Origin of the sequence: Microbacterium sp. SS28 (genome assembly GCF_022761035.1) — a bacterium.
Classification (GTDB): Bacteria; Actinomycetota; Actinomycetes; order Actinomycetales; family Microbacteriaceae; genus Microbacterium.
Genome location: NZ_JAKWJP010000005.1, coordinates 64,029 through 87,869 on the forward strand (window position 1 = coordinate 64,029; position 23,841 = coordinate 87,869).

At 66.5% G+C, this 23,841-nt stretch carries 20 protein-coding genes; 9 read left to right on the forward strand and 11 right to left on the reverse strand.

Annotated features, from left to right (window positions below; genetic code table 11):
* Positions 1–42 precede the first annotated feature (42 nt).
* From MJ607_RS14455 to MJ607_RS14470, 4 genes are all read left to right on the forward strand, one after another.
* Positions 43–990 (forward strand): carbohydrate ABC transporter permease, encoded by a 948-nt coding sequence (locus MJ607_RS14455; protein ID WP_243076312.1) that lies wholly within the window; start codon positions 43–45, stop codon positions 988–990.
* Positions 987–1,811 carry a carbohydrate ABC transporter permease gene (locus MJ607_RS14460; RefSeq protein ID WP_243076313.1) on the forward strand — a complete coding sequence of 275 codons (825 nt, stop codon included), beginning with the start codon at positions 987–989 and terminating at the stop codon, positions 1,809–1,811. The genes MJ607_RS14455 and MJ607_RS14460 overlap by 4 nt, the downstream gene beginning before the upstream one ends.
* Before the next feature lie 87 nt (positions 1,812–1,898).
* Complete coding sequence (locus tag MJ607_RS14465) at positions 1,899–3,170, forward strand: ABC transporter substrate-binding protein (RefSeq protein WP_243076314.1); 1,272 nt, start codon at positions 1,899–1,901, stop codon at positions 3,168–3,170.
* A gap of 140 nt (positions 3,171–3,310) precedes the next feature.
* Entirely contained in the window at positions 3,311–5,743 is a 2,433-nt protein-coding gene (locus MJ607_RS14470) for a glycoside hydrolase family 2 TIM barrel-domain containing protein (RefSeq protein ID WP_243076315.1), read from the forward strand.
* Positions 5,744–5,762: 19 nt separating this feature from the next.
* On the opposite strand, the gene MJ607_RS14475 is transcribed toward MJ607_RS14470, so the two are convergent.
* Positions 5,763–6,539 (reverse strand): IclR family transcriptional regulator, encoded by a 777-nt coding sequence (locus MJ607_RS14475; RefSeq protein WP_243076316.1) that lies wholly within the window; start codon positions 6,537–6,539, stop codon positions 5,763–5,765.
* Positions 6,540–6,607: 68 nt separating this feature from the next.
* The gene (locus MJ607_RS14480; protein ID WP_243076317.1) at positions 6,608–6,976 is read right to left on the reverse strand and encodes a fibronectin type III-like domain-contianing protein; all 369 of its coding nucleotides are present in this window, start codon (positions 6,974–6,976) and stop codon (positions 6,608–6,610) included.
* A gap of 125 nt (positions 6,977–7,101) precedes the next feature.
* Here MJ607_RS14480 and MJ607_RS14485 point away from each other — a divergent pair, with 125 nt between their 5' ends.
* Positions 7,102–7,980, forward strand: a complete 879-nt coding sequence (locus MJ607_RS14485; protein ID WP_243076318.1) for a 3-hydroxyacyl-CoA dehydrogenase family protein — start codon at positions 7,102–7,104, stop codon at positions 7,978–7,980.
* A gap of 560 nt (positions 7,981–8,540) precedes the next feature.
* Here the strand turns inward: MJ607_RS14485 and MJ607_RS20250 are convergent.
* Genes MJ607_RS20250 through MJ607_RS14505 form a run of 4 tightly spaced genes read right to left on the reverse strand, consistent with a single transcriptional unit; the run spans position 8,541 to position 13,943 of the window.
* Positions 8,541–8,684: a hypothetical protein gene (locus MJ607_RS20250; protein WP_308193843.1), complete on the reverse strand. Its 144-nt coding sequence runs from the start codon at positions 8,682–8,684 to the stop codon at positions 8,541–8,543.
* Positions 8,685–8,696: 12 nt separating this feature from the next.
* Positions 8,697–9,371: an SDR family NAD(P)-dependent oxidoreductase gene (locus tag MJ607_RS14495; RefSeq protein ID WP_243076319.1), complete on the reverse strand. Its 675-nt coding sequence runs from the start codon at positions 9,369–9,371 to the stop codon at positions 8,697–8,699.
* Positions 9,368–12,238: an FAD-binding and (Fe-S)-binding domain-containing protein gene (locus MJ607_RS14500; RefSeq protein WP_243076320.1), complete on the reverse strand. Its 2,871-nt coding sequence runs from the start codon at positions 12,236–12,238 to the stop codon at positions 9,368–9,370. Before MJ607_RS14500 ends, MJ607_RS14495 begins: the two co-directional genes overlap by 4 nt.
* On the reverse strand, positions 12,225–13,943 hold the full coding sequence (locus tag MJ607_RS14505) for an IlvD/Edd family dehydratase (RefSeq protein ID WP_243076321.1): 1,719 nt from the start codon (positions 13,941–13,943) through the stop codon (positions 12,225–12,227). Before MJ607_RS14505 ends, MJ607_RS14500 begins: the two co-directional genes overlap by 14 nt.
* 88 nt (positions 13,944–14,031) lie before the next feature.
* Here MJ607_RS14505 and MJ607_RS14510 point away from each other — a divergent pair, with 88 nt between their 5' ends.
* Genes MJ607_RS14510 through MJ607_RS14525 form a run of 4 tightly spaced genes read left to right on the forward strand, consistent with a single transcriptional unit; the run spans position 14,032 to position 17,665 of the window.
* Entirely contained in the window at positions 14,032–14,946 is a 915-nt protein-coding gene (locus tag MJ607_RS14510; RefSeq protein ID WP_243076322.1) for an SMP-30/gluconolactonase/LRE family protein, read from the forward strand.
* Positions 14,943–15,815, forward strand: a complete 873-nt coding sequence (locus MJ607_RS14515) for a fumarylacetoacetate hydrolase family protein (RefSeq protein WP_243076323.1) — start codon at positions 14,943–14,945, stop codon at positions 15,813–15,815. The genes MJ607_RS14510 and MJ607_RS14515 overlap by 4 nt, the downstream gene beginning before the upstream one ends.
* Positions 15,815–16,843, forward strand: a complete 1,029-nt coding sequence (locus tag MJ607_RS14520; protein ID WP_243076324.1) for a zinc-binding dehydrogenase — start codon at positions 15,815–15,817, stop codon at positions 16,841–16,843. Before MJ607_RS14515 ends, MJ607_RS14520 begins: the two co-directional genes overlap by 1 nt.
* A gap of 18 nt (positions 16,844–16,861) precedes the next feature.
* Entirely contained in the window at positions 16,862–17,665 is an 804-nt protein-coding gene (locus MJ607_RS14525; protein WP_243076325.1) for an IclR family transcriptional regulator, read from the forward strand.
* Between the two features lie 166 nt (positions 17,666–17,831).
* On the opposite strand, the gene MJ607_RS14530 is transcribed toward MJ607_RS14525, so the two are convergent.
* The 5 genes from MJ607_RS14530 to MJ607_RS14550 form a co-directional block, all read right to left on the reverse strand.
* Positions 17,832–19,337, reverse strand: coding sequence for a carboxylesterase family protein (locus tag MJ607_RS14530; RefSeq protein ID WP_243076326.1), 1,506 nt, complete (start codon positions 19,335–19,337; stop codon positions 17,832–17,834).
* 634 nt (positions 19,338–19,971) lie between these two features.
* Positions 19,972–20,433 (reverse strand): DUF3237 domain-containing protein, encoded by a 462-nt coding sequence (locus MJ607_RS14535; RefSeq protein ID WP_243076327.1) that lies wholly within the window; start codon positions 20,431–20,433, stop codon positions 19,972–19,974.
* Positions 20,430–22,094: a CocE/NonD family hydrolase gene (locus MJ607_RS14540; RefSeq protein ID WP_243076328.1), complete on the reverse strand. Its 1,665-nt coding sequence runs from the start codon at positions 22,092–22,094 to the stop codon at positions 20,430–20,432. Before MJ607_RS14540 ends, MJ607_RS14535 begins: the two co-directional genes overlap by 4 nt.
* Positions 22,095–22,595, reverse strand: a complete 501-nt coding sequence (locus tag MJ607_RS14545; RefSeq protein ID WP_243076329.1) for a MarR family winged helix-turn-helix transcriptional regulator — start codon at positions 22,593–22,595, stop codon at positions 22,095–22,097. It lies immediately after the preceding gene.
* Entirely contained in the window at positions 22,592–23,839 is a 1,248-nt protein-coding gene (locus tag MJ607_RS14550) for a flavin-dependent oxidoreductase (protein ID WP_243076330.1), read from the reverse strand. Before MJ607_RS14550 ends, MJ607_RS14545 begins: the two co-directional genes overlap by 4 nt.
* Positions 23,840–23,841 lie beyond the last annotated feature (2 nt).

The following is a 23,841-nucleotide window of genomic DNA, read 5'->3' on the forward strand; positions in this document are numbered from 1 at the left end:
TCACATGGAAATACATTCCAACTGATAGAAGAGAAGTCAACGGTGACCACTACTACTCCCCCAGTGCGCATGGCGCCCGAATCCACCAGGGACAGCCTGAAAGGGAGTCGCCGGAGGCGGTCCAGCACCGTGGGCCGCGGACTCTGGTGGTTTGCGCTGCCCGCCATCGTGGTTTACGCCTACGTTGTCATCGTCCCGTCTGTGGTGGGCATGTTCTCTTCGTTCACCAACTGGTCGTTCCTCAACTCCCCGCCGGACTTCGTCGGGCTCGACAATTTCGTCAGAGCATTCCAGGGCGAGGCCGGCCCGGCTGCTATCCGCACCCTCTTCATGGCGATCGTCGTCGTGATCGCGCAGAACGTTCTGGGGCTCGGGCTGGCCCTGCTGCTGCACGGTGCGGTGTTCGGGCGGAACGTCCTTCGCACGATCATTTTCGCGCCGATGGTGGTGTCTGCGCTGGTCGTCGGCTACCTCTTCAAGTACATCTTCGGCCCGCCCGGCATCGGCGCCGCCAACGCACTTCTTGCGGCCGTCGGTCTGCCGCAGGTCGACTTCCTCGGCAACCCGACAACGGCTTTGTGGATCATTATCGTCACGGTGATCTGGCAGTACACCGGGGGCACGATGATCATCTATCTCGCCGGCCTGCAAGGCGTGCCCCAGGAACTCGACGAAGCCGCAGCGCTGGATGGTGCCGGCTACTGGAAGCGCTTCTGGTATATCACTCGACCGCTTCTCGCACCCGCCATCACGATCAACCTGATGATCGGCCTGATCGGCGGGCTGAAGATTTTCGATCAGATCATCTCCCTGACCAACGGGGGGCCCGGCAACCAGACACAGACCATCTCCACGCTGATCTACCAGATCTTCTCGAGCTTCGGTGAGTACGGCCGCGCTGCCGCACTCGCAGTCGTGCTCACAATCGGCGTCGCCATCCTTTCCCTCATACAGTTCCGCGTTCTGCGGAGGCAGGAGCGCAACTCGTGAAGACCTCGCTAACGGGACGCATCGCCGCGAACAGCACCGCTTACATCACGACGCTGATCTTCCTCGTCCCGGTATATATCCTCATCAATCTGGCGTTCAAGCCCGCGGACGATCTATCAGCCGGGCTGCTCCCCAGTTCTCGGCCGACCCTGGACAACTTCATTCAGGCATGGAACGGCTCTACACTGCCGCAGTCGATTTTCATGAGCATCCTGGTGACCGTACTGGCATCCCTCGTCTTGCTGGCGTTCGCGACGATGGCTGCGTATCCCCTCGCTCGTTCGACGTCGCGGTGGTCGACCGTCACGTTCTACGCCTTCCTCATCGGCCTGCTCCTGCCGTTCCAGCTCGCCATGATCCCGCTCTACATCCAGATGCGCGATCTCGGGCTTCTGGGAACGATCTGGGCGCTCGTATTCATCTATTCCGGCGCCTTCATGCCCTTCTCGATCTTCCTTCTGACGACTTTCCTCCGTTCGAGCGTCCCCATCGAGTTCGAGGAGGCCGCCCACATCGACGGCTGCGGCCACGTGCGCACCTTCTGGCACGTCGTTCTGCCACTGCTTCGACCCGCGATCGGTACGGTGTTCATCCTCAATGGCGTAGGCATCTGGAACGACTTCTTCACGCCCCTCATCTACCTGGCCGGCAGCGGACAGTCCACCATCCCCCTGGCCATCTACAGCTTCGTCGGCCAGTACACGACGAATTGGCCGCTCATCTTCGCGGCGCTGATCATCTCGATGATCCCAATCCTGGCGCTCTATCTGATCTTCCAGCGCTACGTCATCCGGGGATTCGCGGGCGGGCTCAAGGGCTAAGCGACCCGATGCTGACCGCAACAAGACGTCCGGCACCCAGCCGGATCCACCACCAAGAACTGCACTCACAGATAAGGAACTAGGTCGATGAAGATCCGCAATCTAGCCGCGACAACTTCCGTCGTCGCAATCACGGCACTCGTGCTCACGGGCTGCTCGGGCGGAGGAGACACCCCGCCAGCTCCGTCGGATGGCGAAGTCAGTGGCACGCTGACCGGAGTGTTCTCCTCCATCTTCCAGGACACATACGAGGAGATCGCAGCAGCCTTCTCCGAGAAGTACCCCGATGTCACAGTTGACTTCGACTACCAGGGCGGGGACATCGCGCAACTCGTGATGACCCAGCTGCAGGGCGGCACCGCACCCGACATCCTCACCTCGTTCCCCGGCGGAGACCCGAAGGACAACGCCGACAACGTGGCGCCGTTGGCCGCCAACGGACTGATCCTCCCCCTGGAGGTGACGTGGGCGGGCGACCTGCCGGAGGCGTGGGCGAACGACTTCACGTACGACGGTGAGGTCTACGCCTATCCGGGTGCGCTGCAGCCGTTGGCCGGCATTTACAACCAGACCAAGATGGATGAACTCGGGCTGTCCATCCCCACCACACTCGACGAGGTGCTCCAGCTCTGCGCGGACGCGACCGATGCCGGCGTGTACGCCTACGCACAGGGACTCGGCGAGGCCGCCGCCGGACCGCAGATGTTCCCGTTCGCGCAGACTGCAACGCTGCTCGAGCAGGAGATGCCCGACTTCGACGAGCAGCTGGCGAGCGGAGATATCACGTACCAGGATTCCCCGTGGGTCGACATCTTCGAGATTCAGCAGGACCTCTGGGACGCCGGATGCTTCGGCGAGGGCGCGCTCGGACGATCCCGCGAGCAGGGCGGCAACGCCGTGGCCGCCGGTCAAGCCCTGGGAATCGTGGATGTCGGCGCCGTCCTGGCCACCCTGTCTGCCGCCGGGCCCGACAACTCCTACGTGGTGGCGCCCGTTCCGGCGAACAACGACGGCGAGACATTCGTGACGGCATTGCCGGGCTTCGTGAACACCATCAATGCGAAGGCGAAAAACCCCTCGGCCGCCCAGGCGTTCATGGAGTTCTTGGGTTCCCCTGAGGCCTCGGCGATCTACGCGGACGGCTTCAAGTCGGTTCCGGTTCTCCCTAACGATCAGTACACGCCGCCGGCAGAGCTCGAAGCGTTCGCAGCCCTCATCGCGGAGAACAAGGGCGTGTCGCTGCCCACCCTGCAAACCGAAGTGCAGGCGACGATGAACCAGCAACTGCAGGCGATGTTCCTCGGCAACACCACTCCTGAAGGCGTGGCCGAAAGCATGCAATCCGCCTACAAGCAGTAGCTATCCCGGCCGCCCGGGCGATGTCACGATGACCGTGCTCGGTTACCGCTGACACCCGCGCGAGCAACGGCCCCGGTCCTCGGACCGGGGCCGTTCTGCCAAGTCGCCGGGCGATCACCCATCGAACGTGAAGGAACGAGATGACGAAAACTTCATTCAACGAGGGTTGGAGTGTGCGGCCTTGGGCGAGCATCTTCGCCGCTCTTGGCGGCAGCCGCCCTCCGGCCCTCCCCGTCACGCTCCCCCACGACGCCGTCCTCGACCTCGATCGCGACCCGACGAACGAGCCGGAGCATGCATACTTCCCGGGGGGCGCGTTCGAGTACTCGAAGACCATCGAGGTGCCCGTCGAATGGCGGGACAAGCGAGTGTCGATCGTCTTCGAGGGGATCTATCGCGACGCGATGGTCTTCGTCAATTCCGCGCTCGCGGGCCAACGACCATACGGGTACTCCTCCTTCACGGTCACCCTCGACCCCTTCCTGCGGTACGGCCAGACCAATACGATCCGCGTCGACGCCCGCGTACACAACGACTCCCGTTGGTACAGCGGCGGAGGGATCTTTCGCGACACGCACCTCGTCGTCTCGGACCTTGTCCACATGGCCGAGGACGGCGTCGTGGTGACCACCCCGGATGTGGCGCGGGATGTGACCGCAGTCGAAGTTGCCGTCACGATACGCAACGACAGCACCGCCACCGACAGCGTCAGGGTCGACGTCCAGCTGGTGGGACCGGACGGTATCGTGTGCGCCCAGGCAACCGCACCCATCACCATTCTCGCCGCGGACGGCGCCGTGACACGACTGCGGTTGTACGTACGCTCGCCCGCGCTCTGGGGAGTGGACCATCCGCAGCTGTATCGCGCTGTGGTCACCGCGAAGCGCGAGGATGCCGTCATCGACGAGAGAACCGTCGTCTTCGGCATCCGCAGACTTCAGCTCGACCCGATGAACGGTCTTCGCCTGAACGGAGAAGTCGTGACCCTGCGCGGCGCATGCATCCACCATGACAACGGCATCCTGGGCGCGGCAACGATCGGCCGGGCAGAGGAGCGGCGGATCGAGCTGCTCAAAGCAGCCGGCTTCAACGCGATCCGCAGCTCGCACTACCCCGCCAGTTCGTCAATGCTGGACGCCTGTGACCGGATCGGAATGCTGGTCATCGACGAAGCATTCGATATGTGGGCGCAGGGAAAGTCCGCGTTCGACTATTCGCTGAACTTCACGGATTGGTGGGAACGCGACATCGAGGCCATGGTCGCGAAAGACCGCAACCACCCCAGCGTGATCATGTACTCCATCGGAAATGAGATTCCCGAGACCGGCGACCCGCACGGTTCGGCGCTCGGTCGGCGAATCGCAGAGAAGGTGCGCTCGCTCGACGCGACCCGCTACGTCACGAACGGCATCAACGGCATCGTCTCCACGCTCGAAGAGGTGCTTGCGGCGACGAGCCGCGAGTCCGCCGACGGTGTGAATGACGTGCTGGCCGATGACACCGGCGTGGCCAATCCCATGAACGCGGCAGAGTTCGTCACACGGCGCACCGAGGAGTCCTTCTCCGTCCTCGACGTCGCGGGCATGAACTACGGCGAGGCGCGATACGAGCTCGATCGAGAACTCTTCCCCAACCGCGTCATCGTCGGCAGTGAGACCTTCACGGCGCAGATCGCGCTCGGCTGGGATCTCGTGGAACGCCTACCGCATGTGATCGGCGACTTCACATGGACCGGATTCGACTATCTCGGCGAAGTCGGCCTCGGGCGCCACGCATTCGCCGATGATAAGGACACGTTCCTCGGCGCCTATCCGTGGGTCGCGGCGTGGTGCGGCGACCTCGACCTCACCGGCTATCGCAGACCGCAGTCGTACTATCGCGAGATCGTCTTCGGGCTCGCGGCAGGGCCATACATCGCCGTTCTCCGTCCCAGCCGACGCGAACGGGTGGCGCAGGCGACGCAGTGGGCATGGACGGACTCGACGAGCAGCTGGACCTGGGACGTCGAAGCCGGAACGGTCCTGTCCGTCGAGGTCTACGCCGACGCTGACGAGGTCGAGCTGCTGCTCAACGGCGTCTCGCTCGGCAGGAAGGACGCTGGGCGCTCCGTGGCATTCCGGAGCGCTTTCGATGTGCCATACGCCCACGGTGAGCTGGTCGCGGTGGCATACTCGCACGGGCACGAGCAGGCTCGAAGCACGCTGCGATCCGCTAGCGGGGACACGATTCTCCGAGTGTCACCCGATCGCCGGCGCGTGACGGCTGATCATCGGGACCTCGTCTTCGTCACCGTGGAGTTGCGTGATGCGGCCGGAACACTTGTCACGAGCGACGATCGCGTACTGACCGCGGAGGTGCGGGGGTCAGGAGTTCTGCAGGGGTTCGGCAGCGCACGCCCTTCGACAACCGAGGGCTACCGGACAGGGACGCACACGACGTTCGAGGGACGGGCGCTGGCGATCGTGCGGCCGATCGGCGAAGGTCCCATCGTCCTCACGGTGTCCGGCGACGAACTCGGTCCCGTGGACGTGGAGATGGATGCTGTGGCCGCAGGAACAGCTGTCCCGATGTGAGGCAGCTGTCCCGCGGCCGCTAATCCGTGGATGTCCCGCGGAAGGCGGAGATGACAGATCGAATTTCTTCCACCCGCTCGACGAGTTGCGGAAGCGGGAGGCGGAACGCAAGCGCGCTGACGCTCACTGCACCGATCGCGGGCGCGTTCGGATCCAGCCTGACAGGCAGCGCGACACAGTTGATCCCGATCTCGCTCTCTTGGTTGTCTATGCCGTAGCCCCGATCGCGAGTGCGGATGAGGTCGGCCCAGAGATCCTTCGCGGTGCTGATCGTCTGGGGTGTGCGCTGCGGATAGTCATCGCCGAGCAGTGCTCGAAGTTCGTGTTCTGAGCCGACCGCCTCCGCCAGGAGCACCTTGCCGACGCCCGTGGCGTATGCGGGGTTGCGGCCGCCGATGACCGACGTCAGTCGGATCGCCCCGATTGGCGGATCCACTTTCGCCCTGTAAACAACTTCTTGACCATCCAGGACCGCGTAATGCACGGTCTCACCGAATCTCCGAGCGAGTTCTTCGATCGCCGGCTGGATCAGCGCTCGCTCTGGGCGGGCGGCGTAGCTGCTGAAAGCGAGCCGATAGAACTCATCCCCGAGAATGTAGACACCTCGTCCGAGCTGCATCGCGAGCCCCGCCCGCCGAAGCGTTGCAAGAGCTCGATGAACGGTGGACTTGGTGGCCCCCACATGCTGTGCAACCTCCTCGAGAGTTGCACCGGTCGGATAATCGGCCAGGGCGACCATCACCGCGAGAACCCTGTCGGCGCCGACGAGCCGTTCGTCCGCACCCGGAGCTGTCATGCGTTCCCCCTGCTCACGGATATCGATACCGCGAGCAGTGTCACTCGATGTGCTCGATTCCTGTGTTCTCAGGCTATCGGGCTCGCGGCACCCTCTCGTGAGTGGCGGGCGGGGGCAGGTACTCTTACGCCTCGGATAACGCTCGCGGAGGCGAAAAGCGCCCGGGACGCACCATCGACCAGGGCATCCGAAGTGACGGTGACCACGTCGGCCAGACGCAGATCGGCCGAGGACGCGCCGATCAGGATGTCCACTTCACCCGCTTCCACTCGCCAGCGCAGTTCCGCATCGAGAAAGGCGAGCTGACTCATCGACACGCCGAACGAGACGTCGACAGTCTCCCCAGGCTCGATATCCACGCGCTGGAAGCCGCCCCGTGGCTTCGTTTGATTGATCGAGCCTCTTGGAGTATTCTTACATTTGGAAGCATATTTCATTTGATGAAAGGCTATGCGGTGAACTCTGTGGCGGTTGAGGTGTGGACAGGCTCGGGCCGCCAGGCTGGCGGCGATCTCCGCACGACTTGCCCCGCCTCTCTCCCGGCATCCCTCGGGGTCCTCGCATGACCGTGATAGGGATCGTGGGTCTGGGAACGATGGGCCTCGCTCTGGCGCAGCTGTTCGCGTCGCAGGGTTGCGAGGTACGGGGCTTCGACTCTCGGCGAGACGGGGTCGCGCCCGACTGGCAGGGCTGGCCGGGACAGAGCAACTTCTCGCGCTCGTCGAGCATCGCGGAATGCGTCCGAGATGTCGATGTCGCTGTCGAGGCGGTTGCCGAAGACGTGGATGTGAAACGTCCCGTCCTGGCCGAGATGTCGTCCTACACGGAAGGCATCGTCGCCTCCAACACCTCCACGTTCATGCCAAGTGTCCTCGCACCCTCGGTGCGCAATGCCGAGCGATTCCTCGTCACGCACTTCTTCAATCCCCCGCACCTGGTGCCATTGGTCGAGATCGTTCCCGGGCCTGCGACCGCAACGTCAGTAACAGGTCAGATCGTGGATCTCCTCCGCGGTATGGGGCGGCACCCCGTTCTGCTGCGGAAGGAGTGCCCCGGATTCGTCGCGAATCGGCTGCAGGCGGCAATCCTGCGCGAAGCCCTTTCACTGGTCGACGACGGCATCGCATCACCGGCCGCCATCGACGACATCGTGGCGTCTGGGCTCGCGCCGCGGTGGGCGGCGGCCGGACCGATCGGCGTGGCCGACCTCGGCGGCCTAGACATCTGGGAGAAAGTGTGCGCCGAACTCTTCCCGGCACTGAGTAACAGCGCTCAGCCGAGCGCGCAGCTCAGCGCCCTCGTGCGCTCCGGCATGCTCGGCGCCAAGACCGGCCACGGCTTCTATGCGCACGACTCGGAGCTGGACGCGGCGAGATTCGCCACGATGGCGCGCATTTTCAAGATCGGGGCGACGACGTCTGGTCGCCCCTCCTCCGGCTGAAAGCGGTCTCGCGGGTGGCCAAAGTCGTTATCCCGCCGTCAACACCATTGCCGTGCTGTCTGGGACCCGACTCGTGCAGCTCAGTCCATTGCCGCTGACGGCGGCAGAGACGGCAGCCTCAGACCTGCCATGCCCCCGTCGATGGAGAGGAGAGGGTCCTGACGTCGACGCCGAGAGCGGCGAAGCCAAGTAGACGATCGCGCCTGGAACCGTCGCCGACGTGGTCGGCGCCATCGCGAACGTCAGGGCCGAGACGGCGCCCTTGCTCGCCGAGTACAGCGCCCGATTCGGCACGCCGACGCCAGTTACGGCGGACGCGGTTTTGACGACGGCTGCGCGGGTGGAGGCGGCAGGTGCGGAAGAGCGCCGCGCGCGACACGGGCAATGCCGACGACGCTCGCATCGAGCACGCGACGCCACTCCTCGTTGCCGTTCGCGACCCGTCGCCACCTGCGGCGATGCCGGCGTTGTTGATCACGATGTCGAGCGCTCCGAACTGACCGACCACGGCGGCGACGGCGTGTTCACCTGTGCCGTGTCCGTGACGTCGCACAGCACGCTCAAGTACGTTCGCGGCACCCCGTCACGTCGCGTTCCAGCACGGCCACCCAGGCGCCGCGACGGGAGAGAGGCATCGCTGTTGCTGCGCCGATCCCGCTCGCTCCTCCGGTGACGATCGCGAAGGCTCCGTCGAATTCGGTCACGTCCGCTCCTCCCTAGTAGGTGGCCCGGCCACCGCTGATGTCGTACACGGCCCCCGTCGAGAAGCTGCACTCTTCGGAACTGAGCCATGCGACCAGCGCCGCCACCTCTTCGGCCCGGCCCACCCGGCCCATCGGGATGAGGGAAGTGATGTGTTGCAGCACCGCCGGAGAGGTCGTGGCGTTCATCGGAGTATCGATCACGGCCGGGGCGATCACATTGACGAGCACCCCGGTTTTGGCAAGCTCCTTACCCAGGGATTTGGTGAGTCCGATGACCGCCGCCTTGGAAGCGGAGTAGGCGCTGAGGTTCGGGTTGCCGTCTTTGCCCGCCATGCTCGCGATGTTGACGATGCGACCCCAGCCGCGCTCCACCATGCCGGGGACCACTGCCTGAATGACCCGGAACGTGCCGTGCACGTTGACGTCGAACGTGCGCTCCCATCCCGCCGCATCCGTGTCGATCAAGGGCCTGTTGGGGCCGACGATCCCGGCGCTGTTGATCAGAATATCCACCGGCCCCGTTGCCGCCACGGCGGCCGCGATCGACGCCGGATCGGTGACGTCGACCCGGCAGTCCGCGTCGGGTGACACGTCGAACGTGATGACCTCCATGCCGTCGGCTCGCAGACGATCGGCGCATGCGGCGCCCAGGCCGCTCTCCCCGCCGGTGATGATGGCGCGCTTCATCGGGAACTCCTTGAGTGCTGGTCGAGTATTTCGAGGACGTGTTGGTAAGGGTGGCCGGTCGCGCGGCTCATGCCGATCTCGCACGTCCTGTTGCACGAGACGTAGGCGTCGAATTCCGACCGGGCGACATCAGCCCCCTCGCGGTCCGTCGCGCTCCGGGTGAGCTCGGGGTGCAGCATCCCGCGGTCGCCGGCGAATGCGCAGCATCCCCAGTCTTCGGGGACAGTGACTGTCTTGGCCACGGCAGAGCTCAGCTCGAGCAGGTGAGCATTCGAGCCCGCGCGCGTGCTGGAGCAGGTCGGGTGGACGACGATGCTCTCGAGTGAGTCGGCCACCGAGATATGGGGCAGGATCTGCTCGACGGCGAAGTCGACGGCGTCCACGAGCGTCATGACGTGATACTCCGGGTGCGCGACGGTCGCCTTCTCGAGCGCCAGGACGAGTCCCTCCGAGCACGACGAGTTGTCGCACACGATCGGCAGAGCGCCGTGGTCGGATGCCTTCCAGAGTGCGTCCATCGTGCGGGTGACCATGTCGGCGTAGCCGGTGAGGATGCCTTTCGACTTCCACGGCGTTCCACAGCAGAGTCCGCCGATCTCGTCGGGTCGCACCAGCGCGATGCCGGCTTTGGCCGCGAGCGACTCGAACGCGACCGCCACCCCCGGTCCGCCTTCGGCAGGTCCGAACATGGTGCCGACGCAGGCTTGAAAGTAGACAGCAGCCACCGACGTCGTAGCGGATCCGCTTCGCCCGGCGGCACGACGCGCGCCACCCTTGGGCAGGTCTGCCGACCACAGCGGAAGCGCGTCGTGACCCAGTGCGCTGCGCGCGACCCTGTTTGGCACTTGGATCACGGGCGCGGGAATGGCGGATGCTGCGCTCAGCGCGATCGATGCGAGGCGGGTCGTCGCCGCCCAACCCCTACCTGCCGTGTTCCACACCGCGCTCTCGACAGTCCCGACGGTCTCCGAGCGCAGACGCCGGACGAGGTCACCGGTGTTTATCAGCACCGGACACGCGGTCTGACACATGCCGTCGACCGCACAGGTGTCGAGGACCTCGTACTCCTGCGCCTGAGTCAGCTCCCTGGTGAGGGCGACGTCGCCGCGGGTGTGCGCCTCGGCGATCGCGCGGCGCACGACTATTCGCTGACGGGGCGTCGTCGTGAGGTCCTTGCTCGGGCACACCGGCTCGCAATAGCCGCACTCCACGCAGCGGTCGACCTCGGATTCGACCGTCGGCGTCGACTTGAGGTTACGCAGGTGCAGGTCAGGGTCGTCGGTCAGCAGCGTGTCCGGGTTCAGGATGCCGGCCGGGTCGAAAGCGCGCTTGACCTCGCGCATCATCGCGTACAGGTCGGGGCCGTACTGCCGCGCGACGAAGGGCGCCATGATCTTGCCTGTGCCGTGCTCGGCTTTGAGCGTGCCGCCGGCCGCGAGCACGAGGTCGACCAGGTCTTCGGTGAACGCCCGGTAGCGCACCACGCTCGCCGGGTCGTCGAAGTCCTCTGTGATGAGGAAGTGGATGTTGCCGTCCTTGGCGTGGCCGAAGATCACGGCATCGCCGTACCCGTGGATCTCGAACAGCCGCTGGAGACCGGCGCACGTGTCGGAGAGCCGTGCGACGGGCACCGCGATGTCCTCGAGCAGCGCCGTTGTCCCGGATGGGCGGGCGCCGGCGATCGTGGCGTAGAGACCTTTGCGGATATGCCAGAGCGCTGCGCGGAGAACGGGATTCGTGGAGAGCACGGGCGGTTCGACGAGTGGGAGGGTGGCGAAGAGGAGTTCGGCAGGCTCGGTGAGCGCGAGAAGTTCTTCAGCGGTTGCTGCCTGGTATTCGACCAGCAGCGCGCAGTGGTCCCCGATCTCGAAAGCAGGGAGGGTGGATGCCGATTCCGGGTCGATTCGCGCGGCGCGCAGGGAGGCGGCATCCATCAGTTCGACCGTGGCGGCGCCAGAGTCGACGATGGCGACGAGGGCGTCCGTCGCGTCGTGGAGTGTCGGGAAGACGAGCAGGGTGGTCGCCGCGTGCGTGTGGAGCGGAACGGTGCGGAAGGTGGCTTCGGCTACGAAGCCGAGAGTGCCCTCGCTGCCGATCATGAGGTGCGTGAGGATCTGCACCGGGGTCTCGTGGTCGATCAGGGCGTTGAGGCTATAGCCCATGGTGTTCTTGATCGAGAATTGGCGCTCGACCTCGTCGCGCATCGTCGGGTCGGCGAGCAGACGAGTTCGCAACGCGCCGAGCGACTCCCAGAGCATCGGCTCAGCCGCGCGGAGCCGTTCGTCCGCGTCGGGCGCCGCCGAGTCGACGATCGTCCCGCTGGACAGCACGATGACGGCGGATTCGAGCGTGCGGTACGTATTCTGCGCGGTGCCGCACGCCATCCCGCTGGAGTTGTTCGCGACGACCCCGCCGATCGTGCAGGCGGTCTCGCTCGCCGGGTCGGGGCCGAGCTTACGACCGTGGCGCGCGAGCCGGGCGTTCACCTGACGCACCGTCGCGCCCGGTCCCACGCGCACACACTCGCCCTTGTCGATCACCTCGATGGACCGGAAGTGCTTGCGCGTGTCGACCAGGATGTGCCCCGTCGATGCCTGGCCCGACAGGCTGGTGCCACCTGAGCGGAAGGTGACAGGCTCCGCCGCCGCATTCGCATACGCCAGCAGAACGGCGACCTCGTCGATGCCCGTGGGTGTGACGACAGCTCGCGGCGTCAACAGGTAGTGCGAGGCATCGACGGCCGCCACCACGCGGTCGAACGCGCGGACAGAAACCGCGCCTTCGCGCGCGAGCACACCGGCGATACTTCGGCCCAGCGCGGTCTGATCGTCGAGATCGGCCCGCGACGCCGTGTCAGTGCGACTCACGGCTGACCTTGTCGCCGCTGGACCCGACGAGGAAGTCGAGGTCGGCGCCGGTGTCGGCCTGCATGACGTGGTCGACGTAGAGCTTCGCCCAGCCGCGCACCGGTGACGCGTACGCCGCTTCGCTCGTGGGGCTCTGGCTGCGGGACTGCAGTTCTTCGTCGGTCACGTCGAAGCTCAGGATGCGGTTTTCGACGTCGACGGTGACGATGTCGCCGGTGCGGATGAATGCGAGCGGCCCCCCGGCGGCGGCCTCCGGTGCGACGTGCAGGATGACCGTGCCGTATGCGGTTCCGCTCATGCGAGCGTCGCTGATCCGCACCATGTCGCGCACGCCCTGCGCGAGGAGTTTCTGCGGCAGAGGCATATTGCCGACCTCCGGCATGCCCGGATAGCCGCGCGGGCCGCAGCCGCGCAGCACGAGCACCGAGTCGGCGGTCACGTCGAGGCCGGGCTCATCGATGCGCGCCCGCATGTCTTCGACGCTGTCGAAGACGACGGCCGGTCCCACGTGCTGCAGCAGCGCCGGCGTGGCCGCGGCGGGTTTCACGATCGCGCCGCGCGGCGCGAGGTTGCCCCGCAGCACCGCGATGCCGGCATCGTCCATCAGCGGGGCGTCGCGCGGGAAGATGACCGTGTCGTCGAACACCGGATGATCGACGAGGTAGTCGACGAGCGGCTTCCCGGTCACGGTGATGGCCTGCGGGTAGAACATGTCCTTCACCTGCGTCAGGAGCGCGAGAAGCCCCCCGGCACGATAGAGGTCGTCCATCAGGAACGTGCCGCTCGGCTGCAGGTTCGCCAGCACTGGGACTCCGCTGCCGGCCGCGTCGAAGTCCTCCAACGTCAGGTGGACGCCCAGCCGTCCGGCGATCGCCAGCAGGTGCATGACGGAGTTGGTCGAGCCGCCAACCGCCGCGACGGCGATGATCGCGTTGAGGAACGCATCCTTCGTCATGATGTCGCTGGGCTTGCGGCCGGCCGCGATCATGTCCACGATGAGCCGGCCCGTGTCGTGCGACAGCGAGAGCAGCCGCGCGTCGGCGGCGGGCGTCCCCGCGAAGCCGGGGATGGTCATGCCCAGCGCCTCGGCGACGACGGCCATCGTCGACGCGGTGCCCATCGTGTTGCAGTGTCCCTTGCTACGGATCATGGACTGCTCGGACTTTATGAACTGCGCGTTCGAGATCGTCCCGGCACGGGCTTCTTCGCTCAGCCGCCAGACGTCCGTGCCGCAGCCCAGCGCCTGACCGAGGAAGTGACCGGTCAGCATCGGGCCGCCTGGGACGACGATCGCCGGGATGTCGACGGATGCCGCGGCCATCAGCAGCGCAGGAATGGTCTTGTCGCAGCCGCCCAGCAGCACCAGGCCGTCGATCGGATTTGCGCGGAACATCTCCTCCATCGCCATCGCCGCCATGTTGCGCCATAGCATCGCGGTGGGCTTCACCTGCGTCTCCCCCAGCGACACGACGGGCAGGTTGTACGGCACACCGCCCGCCGCCCAGACGCCCTGCTTCACGCTTTCCGCGACCTCGTTGAGGTGCATATTGCACGGTGTGAGGTCGGAGGCGGTGTTGGCGATAGCGATCTGCGGCTTGGTGCCGTCGAGCGCGTCCTCCGGGTTCCCGCGGCGCATCCACGCGCGATGGATGTACGCGTTGCGGTCGCTTCCCTCGTACCAATCGGCACTGCGGAGATGATTCACCGTCGAACCTCGTTTCCAACATGTTGAATGATCCGCTAACATTCTGAATTATGCTACACGCTAGCCGTTCTTCAAAACGTTGGAAACCATGACCGTCATCACTGCAGCCGCCGCCACACGCGCCGAATACGAGCTGGCCGAGGGCATCGTCTGGGATGACCGCGCGAACCTTGTGCGCTGGGTGGACATCTGGAAGGGGCGCGTACTCTCCGGGCGACTGAACAAGCGGCTGATCGTCGATGTCGACAGCATTGAGATCGGCCAGACCGCGGGCGCGGTCGCTGTGGCCGAAGACGGAGGCCTGCTTGTCGCCGCCGCACGAGGTCTCGCGGTAATCGCGCCGGATGGCACGATCTCCTATGGTCCGGACCTTCTCGGGGATCGCGGAGACGTACGCCTGAACGATGGGTCCGTCGACCCGCAGGGGCGCTTCATCGTCGGCACCCTGGCAGTCGGCGACGAGACCGGCGCCGAAGTTCTGCTCCGCGTGTCCCCTGGAGGCGCGGTCGAAACGCTCAGGACCGGCATCCGCCTCTCCAACGGCATCGCCTTCTCGCCTGATGGGCGCACGATCTATCACGTGGACACGCTCGCGAACATGGTGTCCAGCCACTCGTACGGCCCAGGTGCCTTCGATCTCGACGAGCCATGGGCACCCGTTCTGACAGACCTCCCGCACTATCCCGACGGGCTCGCTGTCAGCCGCGACGGCAGCCTCTGGGTCGCACAGTGGGGCGGGTCAAGCATCCGTCACCACGCCACCTCGGGCGAACTCCTCGATGTGATCAACGTCTTCGCGACCCAAGCCTCGTGCCCGGCATTCATCGGACCGGACCTCAACACTCTTGCGATCACGACCGCGCAAGAGGGCCTCGAGGACTGGTCCGACGCGTCCGGCGCGATCTTCCTCGCCTCCGTCGGCGCCACCGGCCTCCCGGTACCGCGCTGGCGCGGCAGCACGACTTCCCCCTCCTGGCACACAGAGAAGGAAACCCACGCATGAGACTTGTCCGACTCGGACCCGCGGGCTCCGAAACCCCCGGGGCGCTCGTCGATGACGACACGTTCGTCGACCTCTCCGATGTGGTCGGCGAATTCGATGAGAGATTCTTCGGCTCCGGGGAACTCGCTACCCTTGCTGCCGTCGTCGACGAGCGCGTCGCGGCGGGCCGCACCGAACCTGTCGGCGACCGTCGCTTCGGCGCACCGTTCGCTCGGCCGCACCAGATCCTCTGCATCGGGCTCAACTACAGCGACCACGCCGCCGAAACAGGTCAGGCGGTCCCCGACGAGCCGATTCTGTTCACGAAGTCCCCAAACACGCTGATCGGCCCGAATGACGATGTACTGATCCCCCGCGGTTCCCAGAAGACCGACTGGGAGGTCGAGCTGGGCATCGTGATCGGCCGGCGCTCGTCGTACCTCGCCGACGAGGCCGAGGCGGCGGCATCCATCGCCGGTTATGTGCTCGTCAACGACGTCAGCGAGCGTGCGTGGCAGATCGAGCGCAACGGACAGTGGTCCAAGGGCAAGTCGGCGCCGACGTTCAACCCGGCCGGCCCGTACCTGGTGACCCCCGACGAGATCGGCGACGTGCTCGCCCTCGACATGCGGCTCGAGATCGACGGCACCGTGCGCCAGAATGGGTCGACCTCGACCATGATCTTCAGCCCGGCGTTCATCGTGCACTATCTGAGCCAGTTCCTCGCGCTCGAACCCGGCGACCTCATCAACACCGGCACACCGCCGGGTGTCGGCATGGGTCAGTCGCCGCAGGTGTTCCTGCGGGGCGGCGAGACCATGACGCTCAGCATCACGCGGCTCGGCACGCAGACCCAGCACGTCATTCCCGATCCGAGCGCCGTCCGCTGATGCGGGCTCTCGTCGTCACCGCGCCGCGTCAGGCTGCGGTGCTCGAGGTACCCGACCCGGTGCCGGCGGCAGGCGAGCTCCTCGTCGACGTCGAGCGGGTGGGCATCTGCGGCACCGATGTCGAGCTGTACACGGGCGAGATGGCCTACATCGATCAGGGGCACACGCACTTTCCGATCCGGCTGGGCCACGAGTGGACCGGCCGGGTCGTCGAGGTCGGGGATTCCGCGGATGACGGATGGCTGGGCAAGCGAGTCACAGGCGACACGATGCTCGGATGCGGCCGCTGCGAGTACTGCCTCGCCGGGGTCCACCACGTGTGTCCCAACCGGTTCGAGGTCGGCATCCGCGACGGCTGGGCAGGCGCCCTCGCCGAGAAGACACTGGTGCCGACCCGCTTCGCGTATGAGATCCCCGAGCACGTCAGTGTGACCGCCGCGGCTCTTGTCGAGCCTGGCGGCAACTCGCTGCGTGCCGTCCGCGCCGCGGACATCATGCCCGGCGACCGGGTGCTGGTGCTGGGCTCCGGCACGATCGGCCTGCTCGCCGCCCAGTTCGCGTTGGCAGCGGGCGCAGAGGTGCACGTCGGGGGCGTTCGCGAAGGGTCGCTCGCGCTGGCCCGGTCGCTCGGTGTACCGCACACTCGGCAGCTGTCTGATCTCGCCGACTCACCGTCGGATCAGTTCGACGCGGTCATCGAGGCCACCAGCAACGAGGCGATGCCGGCCCTGTCGGTCCGACTCGCGAAGCCTGCGGGGCGTGTCGTCTATATCGGACTGTCATCTGGTCCGAGCCTCGTCGACTCGCGCGACATCGCTCTCAAGGACATCACCGCCGTCGGCATCCTCTCTGCCTCGCCCGGCCTCGCAGGTGCGATCGAGCACTTCGCCGACGGATCTGTCGTGCCGGATCCGATCGTGAGCGAGGTTGTGGCACTTGAGGATGTCCCCGCACGCCTCGAGGGCAGTCGTGGACCGAGCGCAGGACCAGGCCCGAAGGTCCATGTCGACCCACGACTGCAGACCTAGTCGAAAATGGAGACCACCATGAGCCGTTCGGAATCATTGCGCGACGTCGTTCCCCCGGACGAGAAGCTCGTCGGTGCTGACCGGGTGATCGCAGTACTGACGGAACTCGCCGACCACCCCCTGGGTGTCACGCTCGATGAGCTTGCGGGAAAGCTCCAGAGCTCGAAGCCGACCGTTCATCGCGCGCTGGCGACGCTGCGCCGGGCAGGCCTTGCCGACATGACCGGGCGCGGGGTCTACATCCTGGGGGATGAGTATCTGCGGCTTGCCTTTCGCAATCTCGACGGCCGGCCCGAGACCGCCCGCATCCAACCGCTTCTCGAGGATCTCGCCACGCATCTCGGCGAGACGGCGCACTATGCGGTGCTGTCCGGCAAGGACATCGTCTACCGGGCCAAGATGGACCCCCCGCAGGGTGCCGTCCGCCTCACCTCCGTGATCGGCGGACGCAACCCCGCGTACCGCACCGCCGTCGGCAAGGCCCTGTTGAGCAGTCGACTGCTCAACATCAAGGATGTAAGGGAGTGGTTCGGTGCGTTTCCGCTAGAGCAGAAGACACCGCACACCCTCATCACACCCGAAGCGCTCCTCGCTGAATTCGAGGCCACCCGCGCCCGCGGATTCGCGATCGACGATCAGGAGAACGAGGTGGGCATCAACTGCGTTGCTGTTTCGATCTACCTCGACGGTTCTGCCACTCCAGCAGGCGCGATCAGCGTCAGTGCCGTCAGATTCAGAACACCGCTCGAAAGTCTGGTGGATGCGGTCCCTGCGATCCGCGAGACCATCGGGCAACGTCTCGGCGCCAACGCCCTCCGCTGACGAACGCCGCCTCGTGCCGAAGAGCACGAATGCTCTGCTCGAAGGCCGCTCGCATTCGAGGCGATCGATCGACAACTCCTGCCGCGTACAATCGCGGGCCGACAAAGGCCGCCCGACGACGGACCAATCACCGCGCTGTGATTCCGCTCGCATGCGGCTGAGCGGGTCATCTGGCGGCTGAGGATGACCAGGTTTGTCTGAGGATGCGCCACGGGTCTCCGTCGCGAAGAGGATCCCGGTCCGCGCCCGGAGCGCTGAGCACGTGGAGCTGGGGAAGTTCCGAGCCGATGTCGTCCCATTTCACGTTCCCGGCGAGTGGCGTGCCCGATCGAACGAAGCTGACCAGAGCCCTCGACATGTGCTCGGCTAACGTCTGTGCTTCATCGGGGATGGCCACACCGTCTGCGATCGCCACATCCAGATTGTCGAAGAAATAGGGAAGCTCGCTGGCGTGAGCTGACGCGGCGGGGTCTCCCGCTCGCGGTCCGCCGACGAAGACGTATCCGTATGTGTTGCGTGAGGGACGTCGGGCCCGAAGAAGCCGATCAGTCGGACGCCGATAGCGCATGTCAGTGAGAAGGTGATCCAGCACATCGTGCTCGTTGGCAGGGCGTCCTAGCAGCCCCGCGATTGCCGCTGAATATGCCTCGCCGCATCCCTCCAACGCGCCCGCAGCCAGGGCATCGATCGCAGTCTTTCGCTGATGTGCAGAGAGGGTGTCTGCGCTTCCGGCCGCCTCAGTCAGGTTTGTCCCGGCAAGCAACGAGATCGGTGCGAGCGCTTCCGATCTCCACGAGTCCAGCGGCCTGATCGGGACTGCGCGTGTGCCGAGAACCGGCTGGAATGGCATGGACAGCGTCGGCACGGAAGGGGTTCTCTGCGCAGTGACCGTTGTCTGCGCGTCCAGGATGCGCTCAAGACTCAAACAGAGCAGGTCCTCTGGATCGCTCACCCGCGCCGCTCTGAGGAACGACTCGGTCACGGAATGAGCGTCATCGCTAGTGAGTGCACGCTCAGCCGTGCCGCTCGACATGACAACACGATGAAGTAGACCTTCGGCAAGCGGTGAAGCTGCGACGGTAGCCGCCAACGCCGCACCCGCGGACTGCCCGAAGAGAGTCACTCGGCCCGGGTCTCCGCCAAACTGCTCAACATTCTTCTTCACCCACGAGAGGCCGGCGACGAGGTCATGGACGGCGACGGCTCCGCTCTCGGTGAACCGCGCGTCTATTGCGCGATCAAGAGCCAGGAAGCCGAGCGCGCCCAGCCGGTACTGGACCGAGATCACCACGAGACCGTGGGCCGCAAGTCGGGAACCATCCGTCACCGCGCCGGCGTGGGAGCCGTATTGGTTTGCTCCGCCGTGCACGAAGACGAGTACAGGTAGACCATTGGCTGGTGATCGGGGCCGCCAGATCGTAGCGTTAAGGCACAATTCCTCCGCCATCGTGGCGGAAGGGCTGAGGAGCGTGACGCCTTCGACTACCGGCTGAGGTGCTGCAGGGCCAGGACGAGCGCGACGCCGAACCCCAGACCACGTCGGCGCGTTCCTCGGGGGACGAAACCGGAGAGGGACTGCGAAAGGAACGTCGAAAAACACTTCCACGCTCGGGTGTCTGGCGGGCACTGATCCGATCTGCCCCTGGCGGATTTCCACGACTCCGTCGGTCATCGTGCGCCCTCACCTCCGTGCCGTTGGCACCATTTCGATATTCTCACCTGCCGATCCATCGACGGGGCTGATTGCGCAATGGGTCCTTTCGGCCGGGACCGCGGCGGAGACGGTCCAGCATCATTCCTCGTTGAGGATGCCGGCGCCGCCCGCTTCACCCACTCGCACAAATGCATGAAGCACCCGAGGGGCCCCGTTGCGGAAGCTTCGGATGCGACCGTCATAGGAACTCCGTTCGCCAGAGTGCAACACCCTCGCGGGGTGATGTCCCCATCGCCCTTCCGCCAGGCGACTCCCCCGGAATCACGCGCCAAACGCGCTCATATGTGCGAGAGCGAGTGGTGGCGCCGACCCCCAAGTGTCCCCCAGGTGACCCCCGCGGGGACACTTGGGGGTCACTTGGGCCGACGCGGAGCGTGGGATTGCCCATCGCGCGAAACTAGAAAAACCCCAATTTAACTGGGGTTTTCTCGCGGAGACGGAGGGATTTGAACCCTCGGTCCCCGTGAGGGGACTCCACCTTAGCAGGGCGTCATTTCGCCCATCACAGCCGCAATCTGGCACCTCTTGCGCGCGCCTCGCACTCCAAACACCGCATCAACAGCAAAGCCCGGTTCGCGCTGAGTTCGCACGTTCAGGTCACGCGATAGCCGACGTACCGCACCCGGTCTGCGTCGCGTACGCAGGATGCCACGTAGAGCGAGCGCTCGAACTCGGGATGCGACGATGACTCGATCGTGACCACCGTGCGGAAATAGTAGTCAGCTGGTTCGACGTGCTCGCCGCGCAGGAGCGCGGCGAGCACGTCGCGTGATCCGCTGCGGACCCCGACGGCGTGCAGGTAGACGAGAGACCCGTCAACGGCCCTTGCCGTGTAGCGCCCGTCGATCTCGATCGACCCGTCGGACCGGACGATCTGCCAGTCCGCGCCGCCGGCGAGAATCTCCCCCTCGAACGCACCGCGCACGGAGCCCCCGACTATCGGCACGACCCGACGATGCCCCGCGCGCGTCATGCCGTGGTCTTCGAGGGCGCCGAGCGCAACCTCCACCTCAAAAGCCGGCTCGAGCCCCGGCACCGGCGGCGGCATGCTCATCGGCGCCACACCGGCAGGTCGAGACGGGATGCCGTCGGCCCGGCGTGCGATATCTCCTGGTGCGCGACGACCGTGGCCTGCGCGTCGAACGCGGGCTCGCCGGTTCCGGGGTTCCGAGCGTAGCGGGGATGCGCGCCCGAGCTCACCTGAATGCCGATGCGGTGTCCCGGCGCGAAGCGGTGGAACGTCGGCCACAGCGTCACGTCGACCTCGCGGAAGCCCTCAGCGTCTGGCTCGGGATCGGTCGCCGCCGTGCCCACCGAGCCGATGCGGCGGATGCCGTCGCAAACGGTCATGGACCTGCCGTCGGGGTGCACATCGGTGAGGCGGACGAAGACGTCGAAGCTCGGAGCGCTCGAGCGGAATCGGATGCGCGCGACCGGCTCGCCTGCGACCTCGACCCCGTCGCCGAGCGGCGCGGAGCGGAAGACCGCGACGTCGCTGCGCTTCTCGTGCGTGCGGTTGTCGGTCGGCAGCGTGTTGCGCTTGAGGCTCGGCCCGCCGACGGCCGGCGTCGGCGCATCGGGGTCGTACGTGTAGCGCGTGACGCCGCCGGGTACGGCATCCCGACCCACTCCCCCGTCCTCGCGCAGGAACCAGGACTCGACGGACGAGCCGGCAGGCGGCCACGCCGCGAGGTCGTGCCATACCTCGGCGCCGGTCTGGAAGGCGCGCACCGGCGCGGGCCGGTCCCACGCTTCACCGGCGAAGGTCTCGCGCAGGAACGCCTCGGACTCGGGCCCGACGGCATCCTGCAGGCCGGGTGTGACGTGACCCCACGGTCCCGCCGTGAGGCTCGGGGGGTTGCCGGCCGCGACGAGCTGCGCGTAGGTGCGCAGCTGCCACGGCAGGAAGATGTCGTACCAGCCGCTGATCATGAAGACAGGCGCTGTCACGTCGGAGACCGACGCCGTGTGCGACTGCTGCGTCCAGTACTTGTCGGTCAGGCGCTCGTGCTTCACCCAGTCCTGGTACCAGTGGATCGGCTGCCCGGTCGCAGCCGTGTCGCCCGCGCTCAGCGGCAGCACGTCGAACGCGCGCGTGAGCTTGGGGTCAGGGAACAGCATGCCTAGCAGGGCCAGACCGCCCTTCGCCATCCGCCCCATCATGCGCGACCAGCCGAGCGCGTTGCGCAGCGAGTACGCGCCGTTGTCCCATGTGATCGCGCCGAAGTCGGGCATCGTGATGTTGAGCACGAGCGCGTCGGGCGCGTTCTCGGGCTCTTCCTGCTGCATGCGGCCGGCGACGGCCCACTGCGTGTAGCCCATGTAGCTCTCGCCGAAGGTTGCCACGCGGCCCGTGAACCACGGCTGCTGCCGCACCCAGCGGTGGGTCGCGATGCCGTCGCGCTGCTCGTCGATCTGCGGCGTGAAGACGCCCGGAGACCCCCAGGTGCCGCGGCAGCTCTGGAAGAAGACGGTGAACCCCTGCTTCGCGAGCCGGTGCGCCCCACCCGCGACCGGGCCGCGGCGGCCGTACGGGCCGCGGATCACGATCGTCGGCAACGTCGGATCCGGCTCGAGAGGCAGGTACAGGCTACCCACCAGCTCGACGCCGTCGTCCATCGGCACGCGCACGTCGCGCTGCTCGATGAACCCGTGCTTCCGTGCGCGTGCGCGCGCACGTTTCGTGTCGTTCTGGAGCTGGTCGGTCGCGCTCATTTACGCCTCCTTGCGTGGTGAGTGGGTGGTGATTCGGGATGCCGTGTCCCGCCGCTGCTCGTCGAGCGCGTCGCGCAGGCGCTCGAGCACCGGCAGGGCGGCGGCGAGCGCGGCGCGATCATCGGAATTCAGCTCTGCGGATGCTGCGGCGATGAGTGCCGCGCTCGAATCGTCGAACCGCTCGAAGAGGCGCAGGGCCTTCGGCGTCGCCGTGACCTCGACCCGGCGTCCGTCACCGGACACGGCGCGGCGCAACACAAGCCCTCGCTCCTGCATCGCCGTCAGCAGGTTGCTCACGGTGGAGCGTCCAAGGCCGAGGCTCTCGGCGAGCTCGCCCGGCGACCGCACGACCCCGCGGGGGAGAGCGCGGAGGATCTCGACCTGCGCGTCGGGGATCTCAGGCAGGTGCGCCGACGCGCGCGCGGCCGAGAGCAGGGTGCGACGCAGCGGAGAGATCACCGCGGCGAGCCGGGCGGGATCGATCTCGGGCGCGTCCATCATCGGGCGGGCGGGGTGAGCGAGGGGCGGGCGTTGAGGATCTCGGGGAGGAACCCGGCTGCGCGCTTGTAGCCGGCAGCGATCTCGGTCAGCTCGGCCTCGGGGATGACGTCCTCGATGGCGTCGAAACCTTCGGGTGCGCGTTCGCGGGCGAGCAGCATGACTCTCTCCGGCCCTTGCTGCCGGTTGCTCAGCACGAGGGCGGTGGTCGCGGGGCGCCGCGCGTCCTCGTAGGCAGCGAGCGCAGCCGGGGCATCGGCGGCGGTCGCGAGGTGGAATGCCAGCGTGCGGGCGTCGAGGATCGCCTGCGACGCGCCGTTCGACCCGTTCGGGTACATCGCATGCGCGGCATCGCCGAGCAGGGTCGTGCGACCGAACGTCCACTGGGGGATCGGATCGCGGTCGACCATCGGGTACTCGAGGATCTCGTCGGCAGCCCCGATGACGCCCGGCACGTCGAGCCAGTCGAAGCGCCAGTCCCGGAACATCTCCACGATCGGCACAGGGTCGACGGCGTGGTTCCAGTCGACGGTCTCATCGCCCACGCCGCGCCGCTCGGCGATGAAGTTGACGACGGCGAGGCCGGCGCCATCCCGAGCCCTTAAGGGGTAGGCGACGAACTTCTGCTCACCGTCGCCCGCCATGATCATCGACCGCCCGTCGAGGAACGTCGGCACGCGCGCGGTTCCCCGCCACAGCGTCAGCCCGTTCCACACGGGCCGCCCCTCGAGCGGGTACGCCTGACGACGGAAGGCGGAATGGATGCCGTCTGCCGCGACGATGACGTCGGCGCCGACGGACACCTCACCCGCAGCCGTCGCGAAGACGGCGGTGTCGGCATCCGCCCCGTGCTCGATGCGCAGGAGCGCATGGCGGAGCCGGATCGCATCGGCGCCGAGGCGCTCGCGCACGGCCCGGACGAGCGCGAGCTGCAGCTCGCCGCGGTGGATCGAGACCTGCGGCCACAGGTACCCCGCCTCGCGGCCCCGCGGCTCGCTCCAGATCGGCTGCCCGAAACGGTTCCAGTACGACAGCGTCGACGGGAGGACGCCGAGCGCGGCGATCTCGTCGGCGAGACCCAGCTCGGCCAGTTCGCGGATCGCGTGCGGAAGCACGTTGATGCCCACACCGAGTGCGCGCAGCTCGTCGACGCGCTCGTGGAGGACGACGTCGCGGAACCCGGCGGCGTGCAGGCTGAGCGCGGTGGCGAGACCGCCGATGCCGGCGCCGACGATGACGATCCTCATGA

Excerpts from the sequence above, each read along its gene's own strand:
- MJ607_RS14465 (WP_243076314.1), top strand. The coding sequence starts at position 1,899 with ATGAAGATCCGCAATCTAGCCGCGACAACTTCCGTCGTCGCAATCACG.
- MJ607_RS14470 (WP_243076315.1), top strand. The coding sequence starts at position 3,311 with ATGACGAAAACTTCATTCAACGAGGGTTGGAGTGTGCGGCCTTGGGCG.
- MJ607_RS14475 (WP_243076316.1), bottom strand. The coding sequence starts at position 6,539 with ATGACAGCTCCGGGTGCGGACGAACGGCTCGTCGGCGCCGACAGGGTT.
- MJ607_RS14480 (WP_243076317.1), bottom strand. The coding sequence starts at position 6,976 with ATGAAATATGCTTCCAAATGTAAGAATACTCCAAGAGGCTCGATCAAT.
- MJ607_RS14485 (WP_243076318.1), top strand. The coding sequence starts at position 7,102 with ATGACCGTGATAGGGATCGTGGGTCTGGGAACGATGGGCCTCGCTCTG.
- MJ607_RS14495 (WP_243076319.1), bottom strand. The coding sequence starts at position 9,371 with ATGAAGCGCGCCATCATCACCGGCGGGGAGAGCGGCCTGGGCGCCGCA.
- MJ607_RS14510 (WP_243076322.1), top strand. The coding sequence starts at position 14,032 with ATGACCGTCATCACTGCAGCCGCCGCCACACGCGCCGAATACGAGCTG.
- MJ607_RS14515 (WP_243076323.1), top strand. The coding sequence starts at position 14,943 with ATGAGACTTGTCCGACTCGGACCCGCGGGCTCCGAAACCCCCGGGGCG.
- MJ607_RS14520 (WP_243076324.1), top strand. The coding sequence starts at position 15,815 with ATGCGGGCTCTCGTCGTCACCGCGCCGCGTCAGGCTGCGGTGCTCGAG.
- MJ607_RS14525 (WP_243076325.1), top strand. The coding sequence starts at position 16,862 with ATGAGCCGTTCGGAATCATTGCGCGACGTCGTTCCCCCGGACGAGAAG.
- MJ607_RS14530 (WP_243076326.1), bottom strand. The coding sequence starts at position 19,337 with ATGACCGACGGAGTCGTGGAAATCCGCCAGGGGCAGATCGGATCAGTG.
- MJ607_RS14535 (WP_243076327.1), bottom strand. The coding sequence starts at position 20,433 with ATGAGCATGCCGCCGCCGGTGCCGGGGCTCGAGCCGGCTTTTGAGGTG.
- MJ607_RS14540 (WP_243076328.1), bottom strand. The coding sequence starts at position 22,094 with ATGAGCGCGACCGACCAGCTCCAGAACGACACGAAACGTGCGCGCGCA.
- MJ607_RS14545 (WP_243076329.1), bottom strand. The coding sequence starts at position 22,595 with ATGATGGACGCGCCCGAGATCGATCCCGCCCGGCTCGCCGCGGTGATC.
- MJ607_RS14550 (WP_243076330.1), bottom strand. The coding sequence starts at position 23,839 with ATGAGGATCGTCATCGTCGGCGCCGGCATCGGCGGTCTCGCCACCGCG.